Genomic DNA, 12,999 nt, shown 5'->3' on the forward strand with positions numbered 1-12,999 from the left:
AGAGGGCCACACGCCGCAGCGGGGACGCGCGCGCCAGCGTCTGCCGTCCCGCCCTCCGCCGCGCGGCCCGTCGGCCAGGTCACCCTCGGCGGTACCTGCCCGCGGCGCCGGCGTCCCGGCTGAGAGGATCCCGGGGTACGCCGTCCGAGGAGGATCTCCTGAGCAGCCATCACCCCGCCGCCGTGCTCTTCGACATGGACGGCACCCTGGTCGACAGCGAGAAGCTGTGGGACGTCGCTCTGCAAGAGCTGGCGGCCCGGTGCGGCGGCGTCCTCTCCGACGCGGCCCGCAAGGCGATGGTCGGCAGCAGCATGGCCGCGTCGATGCGGCTCCTGCACGACGACCTGGGCCAGCCGGAACGCGACCCCGAGGCCAGCGCGGCCTGGATCAACGCCCGCATCCTGGAGCTGTTCCGCACCGGGCTGAGCTGGCGTCCCGGCGCGCTGACGCTGCTGCGGGCCGTACGCGCGGCGGGCATCCCGACGGCGTTGGTGACCTCCAGCGGCCGACCCCTGGTGGAGGTCGCGCTGGACACCCTCGGGCGGGACAGCTTCGACGTGGTGGTGTGCGGCGACGAGGTCGACGCGGCCAAGCCGCACCCGGAGCCGTACCTGACCGCCGCTCGACTGCTCGACGTGCCGATCGCCCGCTGCGTGGCGATCGAGGATTCCCCGACGGGGGTGGCCAGCGCCCTCGCCGCCGGCGCGGCGGTACTGGCCGTGCCGGCGGAGGTGCCGATCGAGCCGCTCGACGGCGTACACCAGGTGGAGAGCCTGACGGCGGCGGACCTGGAGCTGCTGGCGGCCCTGCTCGGGGCGCCCCCGGCCGGCGCCTGACCCGACGGGGGAGCGGCCGAGGACGGGCCGACGCGGCGAGCTGGCGGGCCCCGACGCGGCGAGGGGCCCCGCCAGCTCGGCGGGACCCCTCGTCGCGGCGTTCCGGTCAGTCGTGGGCGATGGCGCCCAGGACGTTGATCCGGGCGGCCCGGACGGCCGGCAGTGCCGCGGCGACGACCCCGATGATCGCGGCCAGGCCGAGGAAGACCCCCATCTGGGACCAGGGCAGCACCAGGTCGGTGATCCCCTCGTCACGCAGCGCCTCCACCACGGCCGCGCCGAGTCCGGCGCCGACGACGACACCGAGCAGCGCGCCGAAGACCGAGATCACCACCGCCTCGACGGTGATCATCCGCATGGTCTGCGCCCGTCGCAGGCCGATGGCCCGCAGCAGCCCCAGCTCGCGGGTGCGCTCCAGCACCGACAGCGCCAGGGTGTTGACGATGCCGAGCACGGCGATCACGATGGCCAGCGCCAGCAGGATCTGGATCATCGTGAGCAGGCCGTCGAGCTGGCCGGCCTGCTGGTCGATGAACGCCTCGCGGTCGGCCACCGACACCTCGGGCGAGTCGGCCAGCAGCGCCTCGATCTGCGGCTGCACGTCGGCGACCCGGGCGCCCGGGGCCAGCTGGATGAAGCCCTGGATCGGCTGCGGGATGGCGAAGTCGCGCGCCGCCTCCGGCGGCAGCACCACCGGGTTCGTCAGCTCCGAGCTGGCGTAGATGCCGGCCACCGTGTAGGTCCGCGCCTCGCCCCGGGCCAGCTGTACCGGCACCCGGGAGCCGACGGAGAGCCCGCGCGACTTCGCGGTGTCCGAGCTGACCAGCATCTCGTCCGGCGCGAGCCGGTCGATGGTCCCGGCGGTGGCCTCGGCGCCGAAGATCTGCCGCAGCGCGGCGACGTCGCTGCTCGCCGCCACCCAGGTGCGTTCGCCGCCGACCACGGCCATGTCGCCGTACTCGCCGTCGGCGAGGCGCACCCCGGGGATCGCCGCGGCCTTCTCCAGCACCCCCGGGTCGAAGCTCGGCGGTCGGGGGCCGCTCTGTGCCCCGGAGATCACCAGCTCCGCCTTGAGCGTGTCCTGGGCGAGCGCGCTGATGCTGCTCTTCGCCGAGTCCAGGATGACGGTCACCCCGGTCACCAGGGCGATGCCCACCATCAGCGCCGCGGCGGTGATGGCGGTGCGGCGTGGGTTGCGGCCGGAGTTGAGCCGACCCAGCTTGCCCGGCACCGACCAGGCGAAGATCGCGCCGAGCAGGCTCACCACCGGACGGCTGATCAGCGGCGTCAGCAGCGCCACGCCGATGAAGGCGAACAGCACGCCGCCGAGGATGGTGACCAGCGTGCTGCCCCCGGCGTTGCCCGTGAGGCCCAGGGCCAGCAGCCCGGCGCCGACGGCGGTGACGATCGCGCCGGCCACCGTGACCTTCGTCAGCGGGCGGTCGGGGTTGGCCACGTCCTGCATCGCCGCGATCGGCGGGATCCGGGACGCCCGCAGGGCCGGCAGCAGCGCGGCGACCACCGTGATCACCAGGCCGACGGCGAACGCGCCGATCACGGCCGACAGCGGCACGCCGACCCCGGCCAGGGTCAGCCCGCCGGCGAAGGTGCTGAACAGGTACGCCAGCAGCGCGCCGATGCCGATGCCCGCGCCCAGCCCGAGCACCGAGGCGATCAGCCCCACCGCGACGGCCTCCAGCACCACCGACCCGATGATCTGCCCGCCGCTGGCCCCGATGGCGCGCATCAGCGCCAGCTCACGGGTGCGCTGCGCCACGATGATCGAGAAGGTGTTGAGGATCAGGAACGTGCCCACCAGCAGCGCCACCGCGGCGAAGCCGAGCAGGATCCGGTTGAAGAAGGACAGCGCCTCCTTCATGCTGGCCGCCGCCTCCTCGGACAACTGCTCGCCGGTCTTCACCTCGTAGTCGGCGCCCACCGCGGCGGCCACGGCGTCGCGCAGCGACTCCTCCGACACCCCGCCGGCGGCGGTGACCGTGATGTTGCTGAAGGTGTCCGGCGCGCCGAGCATCAGCCGCTGCGCGACGGGCGTGGTGAACATGATCTCGTTGGCGCCGCCGATCGAGTCCCGGTCGCCGCTGTAGCCGAAGATGCCGACGATGGTGAACTCCTGCTTCGGCTTGAGGGTCAGCACGCCGACCCGGTCGCCGACCTTCACCCTGCCGGCCGTGGCCAGCGCCTTGTTGATCACGATCTCGTCGTCGGCCTGCGGCGGCCGGCCCTCGCGCAGCCGCACCAGGTCGCTCTCGCCCGTCCAGTTCTCGCCCAGCTGCGGCGGGCCGAACGACGCGACGACCTTGCCGTTGCTGCCGATCAGCCGCGCCCCGTCGACGCCGACGACCCCGGTCGCCTCCGCCACGCCAGGCACCGCGCGGACCTTGTCCAGGGTGGCCGCCGGCAGCGGCGGGGGCACCTGCATGCCCTCGGTCTCCGCCACGTCGATCTTCGGCTTGGCGGCGACGTTGACGTCCACCCCCTCGTACGCGTCGGCGAAGATCGAGTCGAAGGAGCGGCCGAGCGTGTCGGTGAGCACGAACGCGCCGGAGACGAACATGACGCCCAGCACCACGGCCAGGCCGGAGAGGATCAGCCGGACCTTGCGGGCCAGCAGGCTCTTCCACGTCGCGCGGAACATCAGCGGGCCACCTCGGTGACGGTGTCCAGCTTCTTCATGGTGTCCAGCACGGTCTCGGCGGTGGGCTCGATCAGCTCCGAGACGATCTGCCCGTCGGCGAGGAAGACCACCCGGTCGGCGTACGCGGCCGCGGTCGGGTCGTGGGTGACCATCACGATGGTCTGCCCGTGCTCGCGGACGGAGTTGCGCAGGAAGTTCAGCACCTCCGCGCCGGAGCGGGAGTCCAGGTTGCCCGTCGGCTCGTCGGCGAAGATCACCTCGGGGCGGGAGACCAGCGCCCGGGCGCAGGCCACGCGCTGCTGCTGCCCGCCGGAGAGCTGCGCCGGCCGGTGGCCCAGCCGGTCCTGCAGGCCCACCGTGGCGATCACCGTGTCGTACCAGGCCGGGTCCGGCTTGCGGCCGGCGATCGACAGCGGTAGCAGGATGTTCTCCTTCGCCGTCAGCGTCGGCAGCAGGTTGAACTGCTGGAAGATGAAGCCGACCTTGTCCCGGCGCAGCTTCGTCAGGCCGGCGTCGCCGAGGCCGGTGACGGTGGTGTCGCCGATCGACACCGTGCCGCGGGTGACCGAGTCGAGGCCGGCCAGGCAGTGCATCAGCGTCGACTTGCCCGAGCCCGACGGGCCCATGATCGCGGTGAACCGGCCCCGCTCGAACTCCGCGCTGACCCCCCGCAGCGCGACGACCTGCGCCTCGCCGCTGCCGTACACCTTCCACACGTCGCTCGCTCGGGCCGCGGCCTGCGCCTGCTGGCCTATCGTCGCGGTCACGTCATCTACCTCTTCCGTCTGATTCTGATCCGCGCCGCCCCCGCTGGTCCGGCGCGGCAGTCCCATCATCGGGGCTCGTCGGCCCCGATCCGTCCGACTCCGGTCGGAGCCGTTGCCCATTTCGCGGTGCGGGTGCCCCCGACCCCGGCTCAGGGTTGCCCCTGAGCCGGCGGCCGGCCGAACGGTCCGCCCGGCCGCGGGACCGATACTGCACACTGCCGCCACGTGAGGGTCAACCCTGCGGCCCCGCCTGCGGTCACGGTAGGTGACGGCGGCAAGCAGCGTCGGGCGTCCGCGGATCCTCGGGTACGCCGACGGGAGCGAGCCGGCCACGCCGACGGCGCTACCCCTTGGGGCGCACCAGCCCCGACTCGTACGCCAGCACCACGGCCTGCACCCGGTCGCGCAGCCCCAGCTTGGTCAGCACGTGCCCGACGTGGGTCTTGATGGTGGTCTCGCTGACCGACAGCGCCCGGGCGATCTCGGCGTTCGACAGGCCCCGCGCGACGTGCACGAGCACCTCCCGCTCGCGTTCGGTCAGCGAGCCGAGGGCCTTCGGCGGGGCCGCCGCCGGGTCGGGCAGCAGGTCGGCGAAGCGGTCCAGCAGCCGCTTGAGGATGCGCGGCGCCACCACCGCGTCCCCGGCCGCCACCGTGCGGATCGCCGTGACCAGGTCCTCGGCCGGCACGTCCTTGGCCAGGAAGCCGCTCGCCCCCGCCCGCAGCGCCCCCACCACGTACTCGTCGAGGTCGAACGTGGTCAGGATCAGCACCCGCACCGGCAGGCGGGCGTCGACGATCGCCCGGGTCGCGGCCACCCCGTCCATCCGCGGCATCCGGATGTCCATCAGGACCACGTCGGGCAGCAGCCGGCGGGCCAGGTCCACCGCCTCCAGACCGTCGCCGGCCTCGGCCACGATGTCCAGGTCGTCCTCCGTGCCGAGCACCATCCGGAAGCCCGTACGCAGCAGCGGCTGGTCGTCGGCGAGCAGGATGCGCACCGGCCGCGCCGGCACCGTCGCCTCGGTCACCTGATGCTCCGTCCCTGGTCCCCGGTCACGGAATGTGGCCCGGCCGTGATTGTCGCGTACGCCCCCGAGCCGGTCACGCCGCCACCGCGCCCCGCCGCTCCACCGGGATCCGCGCGGCCACCCGGAAGCCGCCGCCCGGGCGTGCCCCGGTGCGCAGCACCCCACCGTAGAGCGCGACCCGCTCCCGCATCCCGACGAGGCCGTGCCCGATCCGGTCGCCGCCCGGCCCGGGGCCGCGCCCGGTGTCGGCGACCTCCACGGCCACGACCCTGTCGTCGAAGGCCAGCCGCACCTGCGCGGTGGCCACCCCGGCGTGCTTGAGCGCGTTGGTCAACGCCTCCTGCACGATCCGGTAGAGGGTCAACGCCACCCCCTCCTCCAGCTCCCCGGGGTCGCCCTCGACGCGCAGCGTGACCGGCAGGCCGGCGTCGCGCACCTGCTCCACCAGGGCCTCGATGCCGGCGAGCCCCGGCTGCGGGGAAAGCTCGGCGGCCGGCTCGGCGTCGGTGCGCAGCACGTCCAGCAGCCGACGCATCTCCCGCAGGGTGGCCCGGCTGGTCGCCTCGATGGTGGCGATCGCCTCGTCGGCGGCGCCCGGGTTTCTCGGCAACACCCGCCGGGCGCCGGTGGCGAGCACCCCCATCACGCTCACGTGGTGCGCCACGACGTCGTGCAGTTCGCGGGCGATGCGGCGGCGCTCGTCGGCGACGGCCCGGTCGGCGAGCGAGCGCTGGTTCTCCTCCGCGGAACGGGCCCGCTCCCGCAGCGCCTCCGTGGTGGCCCGCCGCCCGTACACCGCCCGCCCCACCGAGTACGACACCGTCCCGATCAGCAGGTTGTTCAACACCAGGTACGCGGAACTGACGTCCTCCACCACCCCGTCCACCGGCGCGACGGCGCTCACCACCGCGACCGGCAGCCAGATCGCCAGCGCCGCCGCCGTCGCCGTCCGCGGCGGCCGGGTGGCCGCCACCGTGTAGGTCAGCACCAGGAAGGTCAGGCCCTGCGCGCCCGGCGCGAAGCCGAGCAGGGCGGGCACCGCCAACGTCGCCACCGCCGTGGCGACGGCGGGCCACGGCGCGACCCGGCGCAACGCCACCGGCGCGGCGCAGACCGGGCTCCAGGCCAGCACCGTCAGCAGGTGCGGCGGCCGGTATTCGCGGGGTGTCAGCCCGGTGAGCACCACCTCCGCCGCGACGAGCACGAGGGCGAGGAGAGCGTCCGCGGCGAACGGATGCCGGCGCAGCCACGCCTTCGGGTCCGACGTCATACCGCGACGCTAGCCGCCGCCGCGCCGGATCGATCGTCGCCGGTGGGGAGCCCCGCCTCCTACCTGAGGAGGAGACCCGATCCTCCGTCTCGGGGTCCGCCCGCCGGTCCGCCCGCCGCGCCAGCCCCGGTGGACCCGCCGCGCCGGCCCCGGTGGACCCGCCGCGCGGCCGTCCGGCCGTCGCCGCCCGAGGCGTACGCGACCCGGCCGCCGGGCCGCCGCCGCACCGTCACTCGTCGGCGCCGGGGACCGCCGGGCGGGACCGGGCGTCGCGCAGCGGATCCGTCGCCACCTGCTCGGGGAACGGCGGCGGGGTGCCCCCGAAGCTCGGACACAGCGCCTGGTGGTTGCACCAGTCGCAGAGCCGGCTCGGCCGGGGACGGAAGTCCTGCCGCGCGGTCGCCTGCTCGATCGCCCGCCACAGGGCCACCACCGTGCGCTCGAAGCGGAGCAGTTCCTCGGCGTCCGGCGCGTAGTCGCAGACCTCCGCGTCCTTGAGGTAGAGCAGCCGCAGCACCCGCGGGACCACGCCCCGGGTGCGCCACAGCACCAGCGCGTAGAACTTGAGCTGGAACAGCGCCCGCGCCTCGAACGCCTCCCGCGGCGCGCCGCCGGTCTTGTAGTCGACCACCCGCAGCGCGCCGTCCGGCGCCACGTCGAGCCGGTCGAGGTAGCCCCGGATCAGCAGCTCCTCGTCGACCACCGCCGAGATCAGGCTCTCCCGCTCGGCCGGCTCCAGCCGGCGCGGATCCTCCACCGCGAAGTAGCCCTCCAGCAGCGCGGCGGCCGAACGGAGGAACTCGGCCGCGGCCGGGTCGTCACCGGCGGCGAACAGGCCGGCCAGCTCCGGCTGCTCCGTGACCAGCCGGTCCCACTGCGGGGCCACGAGGTCGCCGGCGGCCGTCGGGGTGCGCCCGTCGGCGGGCAGGTCGAACAGCCGTTCCAGCACGGCGTGCACCAGCGTGCCCCGGGCCTGCTCGACGGTCGGCCGCTCCGGCAGCCGGTCGATGCTGCGGAACCGGTAGAGCAGCGGGCAGGTCTTGAAGTCCGCCGCCCGCGACGGCGACAGCGAGGCCCGTACCGTGGCCGGCACCTCCGCCGGGGTCGCGGGCTGCTGCGTGGTCACCGGTTCCGCCGTCATGCCCGGAAGGTTAGGGCACCGGTGTGACACCACGGCCGTCGCCGCTCCGGCGCATGATCTCCGCCGCGTAGCATCGGGCCAATGGAGCAGACGAGGCGACCGCGGCGCCGGCCCGACCCGCGGCCCGGCCTGACCGTGGGCCGCGTCCTCGGCGTACCGCTGCACCTCAACGGCTCGATGGTGCTGCTCACCCTGCTGGTGACCGTGCTCTACGCGGAGTTCGCCCGCCGCCAGCTCGACCTGTCGCAGCTCGCCGGCTACCTCATCGGCTTCGGCTTCGTGGTCTCCCTGCTCGGCTCGGTGCTCCTGCACGAGCTCGGCCATGCCCTGACGGCCCGCCGCTACGGCATCGGTGTGCGCGGCATCACCCTGGAGCTGCTCGGCGGCTACACCGAGATGGACCGCGACGCCCCGTCGCCCCGCGTCGACCTGCTGGTGTCGCTGGCCGGGCCTGCCGTCTCCGCCGCGCTCGGGGCGCTCGCCGTCGCCGCCACCCTCGCCCTGCCCGACGGCACCCTGGCCAACCAGCTCGCGTTCCAGCTGGCGGTGAGCAACGTCATCGTCGCCGTGTTCAACAGCCTGCCCGGCCTGCCGCTCGACGGCGGCCGCGCGCTGCGGGCGGCGGTCTGGGCCGCCACCGGCGACCGGCACCGGGGCACCGAGGTCGCCGGGTGGGTGGGGCGCGCCGTCGCCGTCGGCACCGCCGCGCTGGTCCTCCTGTTCACCCTCACCCGCGACCTCGCGCCGCTCGCCCTGCCGCTGATGCTGCTTGTCGCGTTCACGCTCTGGCGCGGCGCCGGGCAGTCGATCCGGATGGCGCGGGTCAGCCGCCGTCTCCCGCTGATCGACCTGTCCCGGCTGTCCCGGCCGGTGCTCACCGTGCCCACCGGCATCCCGCTGGCCGAGGCGCAGCGCCGCCGGGACGACGGCGCCGCGCCGCACGCCGCGCTGGTGGTCACCGACTCCGCCGGCCGGCCGGTCGCCCTGGTCGACCCCGCCGCGGCGGACGCCGTGCCGGCGGCGCGACGGCCCTGGCTGGCCGTCGACGCGGTCGCCCGGTCGCTGGCCGACCTGCCCGCCATGCCGGTCGGGCTCGACGGGGAGCGGGTCATGGAGACGGTACGGACCCACCCGGGCGCGCAGTACGTGGTGACGTCAGGCGAAGATGTCGTCGGCATCCTGCACATCGCGGATCTGGCTCAGCTCCTCGAACCTCAACGGAAGATGAACACGTGACCGCAACTCCCCCCGCCGTCCCGGCCGAACCGGGCGCCCCGGCGCCCGCCGACACCCCGGCGCTGCCCCCCGTGCACCGCGGCCCGTTCCGGCCCGGCGACCGGGTGCAGCTGACCGACCCCAAGGGGCGGATGCACACGGTCACCCTCGAGCCCGGCAAGGCGTTCCACACCCACCGCGGCATCCTGGAGCACGACGTGCTCATCGGCCTGCCCGACGGCAGCGTGGTCACCACCACCGGCGGCGGCACCGCGTTCCTGGCCCTGCGCCCGCTGCTGTCCGACTACGTGCTCTCCATGCCGCGCGGCGCCCAGGTGATCTACCCGAAGGACTCGGCCCAGATCGTCGCCATGGGCGACATCTTCCCCGGCGCCAAGGTCCTGGAGGCCGGCGCCGGCTCCGGGGCGCTGTCCTGCTCGCTGCTGCGCGCCGTCGGCACCGAGGGCGAGCTGCACTCGTTCGAGGTGCGCGACGACTTCGCCCAGATCGCCAGGCGCAACGTCGAGGCGTTCTTCAACGGGCCGCACCCGGCGTGGCGCCTGCACGTCGGCGACGTCGCCGGGTGCGCCGAGACCGGCTTCGACCGGATCATCCTCGACATGCTCACCCCGTGGGAGACCCTAGACATGGTCGAGCGGGCCCTGGTGCCCGGCGGCGTGTTCATCGGCTACGTCGCCACCACCCCCCAGCTGTCCGAGCTGGTCGAGGCGCTGCGCGAGCGCGGCGGCTGGACCGAGCCGCGCGCCTGGGAGTCGCTGGTGCGCGACTGGCACGCCGAGGGCCTGGCGGTGCGCCCGGACCACCGCATGATCGCGCACACCGCGTTCCTGGTGTCCGCGCGTAAGCTCGCCCCCGGCGTGACGGCGCCGCCGCGTCGCCGCAAGCCCAGCAAGGGCGCCGAGGCGTACGCCGAGCGCCGCCAGGCGCTGCGCGAGGCGGAGGCGGCCCGGCAGGCCGCTGCCGCCCGGGTCGCCGCGGCGGAGCCGGCCGAGGCCGGGGACACGACGCAGCCGTGACCCTGGAAGGGCACGGCTGGGAGTGAACGGACGGACGCCGCCGGCCGGTGCGGGCCGGCGGCACGGGTGCGGGGAGGTGGCATGAACCGGCCGGGCTTCGGCGGTGACCTGCCGGCGGTGTTTCCCGACTGGTCGCCCTACCAGGATCTCGAATCGGCGGCCCGGGCCTACCTGCGCGACCCCGACGTCGCGCTGGAGGCGCTGGGCGGGGTGCTTCGCGGGGCGTCGGTGCTGGGCTTCACCCTGGAACGCTTCGTCAACGAGGTCAACGGAGTGTGGCAGGAGGTCGTGGTCTGCGACGGCAGCCGGCTCGTCCTCTGGCACGGCGAGGACGTCCCGCCGGGGGAGGGGCCGCCCGGGTCGATGACCTCCTCGCTGCGGGTGGTGCCGGTCTCCACCGTCACCGAGGTCGGCTGCCGGCGCCGGCTAACCCGCGACGACGACGGCGGCATCCGCGTCGACAGCATCGACGTCTACCTGCTGCTGACGTCGCTGGACGAGGCACCGCCCAACGACGAGGCGGTGGGCGCGCCCCGGCACGACGCGCTGCGCTTCGGCAAGACCCTCGACGACGGGGGCGCGGGGCAGATCGCCCGGCTGGAGGAGTTCGCCCGCCTGGTCGCCTCGGTGGTCGGCCGCCCCGTGCTCTGAGGCGTACGCCCCGGCGCCCGACGGGGCGCGCGGTCCGGTCGTCCTTGCATGCCCGACGGGGCGGTCGTCCTTGCGTGCCTGACGGGGCGCGCGGTCCGGTCGTCCTCCCGCGCCCGGCGGCGCGGGAGGGCGGGGCGGTCAGTCCTCCTCGGCCTCGGGCCCGGCGACCTCGACGCCGTCGCTGCCGCGCACGACGTGGATGCACTCGCCCGGGCACTCCTTCGCCGAGTCGATCACCTCGAGGCGCAGGTGCTCGGGCACGTCGACCCGGCTGCCCGGCGCCAACCGCAGCTCACCGTCGGGGCCCTTGACGTAGGCGAGCCCGTCGACGTCGAACTCGAAGACCTCCGGCGCGTACTGCACGCAGAGCCCGTCGCCCGTGCAGAGATCCTGGTCCACCCAGACCTGAAGCTGGTCGGTCACGACCTCCGCCACGGCGCACCCCCCATGTTCTCCCGTCCCACGCTCCGACGGTACCCGAACGCCCGGACCGGCCCGCGGGGCCACCCTTGGCGATCAAGGTTCGGTGACGAGCGCGTTGCGTGGGACCGAATCGGCCTCATAGCGGCTAGTGTTAGGGCAGAACGTTCAAGCCCCCCGGGGAGGTGGGACGTGGCACGCAGCGACGACGCGGACTCGCGCGCCGCACGGTGGGAGAAGGAGGCCCACGATCTCTCCACGCAGGTCGCGTTCCTTCAAGAGGAACTCGCTCTGGTGCGGCGCAAGTTGACCGAAAGCCCCCGACACGTCCGGCAGCTCGAAGAGCGGCTGGCGGCCACCCAGGCACAGTTGGCGCGGCTGACCGAGAACAACGACCGGCTCGTGAGCACCCTCAAGGAGGCTCGCGCGCAGATCGTGACGCTCAAGGAGGAGATCGACCGCCTCGCACAGCCGCCGAGTGGCTACGGCGTCTTCCTCGCGCGGCACGACGACGGCACGGTGGACGTGTTCACCGGCGGGCGCAAGCTCAGGGTCGCCGTCTCGCCCTCGCTGGACGTCGCCGAGCTGCGGCGCGGCCAGGAGGTCCTGCTCAACGACGCGCTCAACATCGTCGACGCGTTCGGCTACGAGCGGGTCGGCGAGGTGGTCATGCTCAAGGAGATCCTCGCGGGTCCCGAGGGCAGTCCGGGCGACCGGGCCCTGGTGGTCTCGCACTCCGACGAGGAACGGATCGTGCACCTCGCCGAGACCCTGATCGGCTCGCCGATCCGGGCCGGCGACTCGCTCATGATCGAGCCCCGCTCGGCGTACGCCTACGAGCGGATCCCGAAGAGCGAGGTCGAGGAGCTGGTCCTGGAGGAGGTGCCGGACGTCGACTACACCGACATCGGCGGCCTCCACGCCCAGATCGAGCAGATCCGCGACGCGGTGGAGCTGCCCTTCCTGCACGCCGACCTGTTCCGCGAGCACCAGCTCCGGCCGCCGAAGGGCATCCTGCTCTACGGCCCGCCCGGCTGCGGCAAGACACTGATCGCCAAGGCGGTGGCCAACTCGCTGGCGAAGAAGATCGCCGAGCGGGAGGGCAAGGAGAGGCACACCAGCTTCTTCCTCAACATCAAGGGCCCGGAGCTGCTCAACAAGTACGTCGGCGAGACCGAGCGGCACATCCGGCTGATCTTCCAGCGGGCCCGCGAGAAGGCCGGCGAGGGCACCCCGGTCATCGTGTTCTTCGACGAGATGGACTCGGTGTTCCGGACCCGGGGCTCCGGTGTCTCCTCGGACGTGGAGAACACGATCGTCCCCCAGCTGCTCAGCGAGATCGACGGCGTGGAGGGCCTGGAGAACGTCATCGTCATCGGCGCCTCCAACCGGGAAGACATGATCGACCCGGCGATCCTGCGCCCCGGCCGGCTCGACGTGAAGATCAAGATCGAGCGGCCGGACGCCGAGGCGGCCAAGGACATCTTCTCCAAGTACATCCTCCCCGGGCTGCCCCTGCATCCGGACGACCTGGCCGAGCACGGCGGCGACCCCCAGGCCACCGTCGCGGCGATGATCGACGCGGTCGTCCTGCGGATGTACTCGGAGACCGAGGAGAACCGCTTCCTCGAGGTCACCTACGCCAACGGCGACAAGGAAGTCCTCTACTTCAAGGACTTCAACTCCGGCGCGATGATCCAGAACATCGTCGACCGGGGCAAGAAGATGGCCATCAAGGAGTTCCTCACCTCCGGCCGCAAGGGCCTGCGCCTGCAGCACCTCCTCGACGCCTGCGTCGACGAGTTCCGCGAGAACGAGGACCTGCCCAACACCACCAACCCCGACGACTGGGCCCGCATCTCCGGCAAGAAGGGCGAGCGGATCGTCTACATCCGCACGCTCGTCTCCGGCGGCAAGGGCGCGGAGGCCGGCCGGTCGATAGAGACCGCCAGCAACACCGGTCAGTACCTCTGACC

General features: G+C 73.7%; 11 protein-coding genes. 5 read left to right on the top strand and 6 right to left on the bottom strand.

All coding sequences use genetic code 11. From position 1 onward, the window contains the following. Window positions 1-182 precede the first annotated feature (182 nt). Complete coding sequence (locus tag GA0070606_RS30375) at window positions 183-836, top strand: HAD family hydrolase (protein WP_091106668.1); 654 nt, start codon at window positions 183-185, stop codon at window positions 834-836. Window positions 837-942: 106 nt separating this feature from the next. Here GA0070606_RS30375 and GA0070606_RS30380 read toward each other — a convergent pair whose 3' ends face one another. The 5 genes from GA0070606_RS30380 to GA0070606_RS30400 all read right to left on the bottom strand — a co-directional run bounded on the left by GA0070606_RS30380 (window position 943) and on the right by GA0070606_RS30400 (window position 7,700). Next, window positions 943-3,492, bottom strand: a complete 2,550-nt coding sequence (locus tag GA0070606_RS30380) for an ABC transporter permease (RefSeq protein ID WP_091106670.1) — start codon at window positions 3,490-3,492, stop codon at window positions 943-945. Continuing rightward, window positions 3,492-4,259, bottom strand: a complete 768-nt coding sequence (locus tag GA0070606_RS30385) for an ABC transporter ATP-binding protein (RefSeq protein WP_091106671.1) — start codon at window positions 4,257-4,259, stop codon at window positions 3,492-3,494. The genes GA0070606_RS30380 and GA0070606_RS30385 overlap by 1 nt, the downstream gene beginning before the upstream one ends. A 343-nt stretch (window positions 4,260-4,602) precedes the next feature. Further along, a complete protein-coding gene (locus GA0070606_RS30390) occupies window positions 4,603-5,289 on the bottom strand; it encodes a response regulator (RefSeq protein WP_091106673.1) in 687 nt (228 codons plus the stop codon). A gap of 73 nt (window positions 5,290-5,362) precedes the next feature. Further along, window positions 5,363-6,559, bottom strand: coding sequence for a sensor histidine kinase (locus tag GA0070606_RS30395; protein WP_091106675.1), 1,197 nt, complete (start codon window positions 6,557-6,559; stop codon window positions 5,363-5,365). Between the two features lie 229 nt (window positions 6,560-6,788). Further along, window positions 6,789-7,700, bottom strand: coding sequence for a RecB family exonuclease (locus tag GA0070606_RS30400; protein ID WP_091106678.1), 912 nt, complete (start codon window positions 7,698-7,700; stop codon window positions 6,789-6,791). Between the two features lie 81 nt (window positions 7,701-7,781). On the opposite strand from GA0070606_RS30400, the gene GA0070606_RS30405 reads away from it, so the two are divergent. From GA0070606_RS30405 to GA0070606_RS30415, 3 genes are all read left to right on the top strand, one after another. Beyond that, complete coding sequence (locus GA0070606_RS30405; protein WP_091106680.1) at window positions 7,782-8,936, top strand: site-2 protease family protein; 1,155 nt, start codon at window positions 7,782-7,784, stop codon at window positions 8,934-8,936. Next, entirely contained in the window at window positions 8,933-9,952 is a 1,020-nt protein-coding gene (locus tag GA0070606_RS30410; RefSeq protein ID WP_425413075.1) for a tRNA (adenine-N1)-methyltransferase, read from the top strand. The genes GA0070606_RS30405 and GA0070606_RS30410 overlap by 4 nt, the downstream gene beginning before the upstream one ends. 81 nt (window positions 9,953-10,033) lie before the next feature. Continuing rightward, entirely contained in the window at window positions 10,034-10,603 is a 570-nt protein-coding gene (locus GA0070606_RS30415; RefSeq protein ID WP_091106682.1) for a hypothetical protein, read from the top strand. Window positions 10,604-10,741: 138 nt separating this feature from the next. On the opposite strand, the gene GA0070606_RS30420 is transcribed toward GA0070606_RS30415, so the two are convergent. After that, window positions 10,742-11,038 (bottom strand): ferredoxin, encoded by a 297-nt coding sequence (locus GA0070606_RS30420; protein WP_091106683.1) that lies wholly within the window; start codon window positions 11,036-11,038, stop codon window positions 10,742-10,744. A 177-nt stretch (window positions 11,039-11,215) separates the two neighbouring features. On the opposite strand from GA0070606_RS30420, the gene arc reads away from it, so the two are divergent. Further along, on the top strand, window positions 11,216-12,997 hold the full coding sequence (arc, locus tag GA0070606_RS30425) for a proteasome ATPase (RefSeq protein ID WP_091106686.1): 1,782 nt from the start codon (window positions 11,216-11,218) through the stop codon (window positions 12,995-12,997). The last annotated feature ends 2 nt before the right edge of the window (window positions 12,998-12,999 follow it).

The organism is Micromonospora citrea (genome assembly GCF_900090315.1).
GTDB classification, from domain to species: domain Bacteria; phylum Actinomycetota; class Actinomycetes; order Mycobacteriales; family Micromonosporaceae; genus Micromonospora; species Micromonospora citrea.

Excerpts from the sequence above, each read along its gene's own strand:
- GA0070606_RS30380 (WP_091106670.1), bottom strand. The coding sequence starts at position 3,492 with ATGTTCCGCGCGACGTGGAAGAGCCTGCTGGCCCGCAAGGTCCGGCTG.
- GA0070606_RS30395 (WP_091106675.1), bottom strand. The coding sequence starts at position 6,559 with ATGACGTCGGACCCGAAGGCGTGGCTGCGCCGGCATCCGTTCGCCGCG.
- GA0070606_RS30400 (WP_091106678.1), bottom strand. The coding sequence starts at position 7,700 with ATGACGGCGGAACCGGTGACCACGCAGCAGCCCGCGACCCCGGCGGAG.
- GA0070606_RS30405 (WP_091106680.1), top strand. The coding sequence starts at position 7,782 with ATGGAGCAGACGAGGCGACCGCGGCGCCGGCCCGACCCGCGGCCCGGC.
- GA0070606_RS30415 (WP_091106682.1), top strand. The coding sequence starts at position 10,034 with ATGAACCGGCCGGGCTTCGGCGGTGACCTGCCGGCGGTGTTTCCCGAC.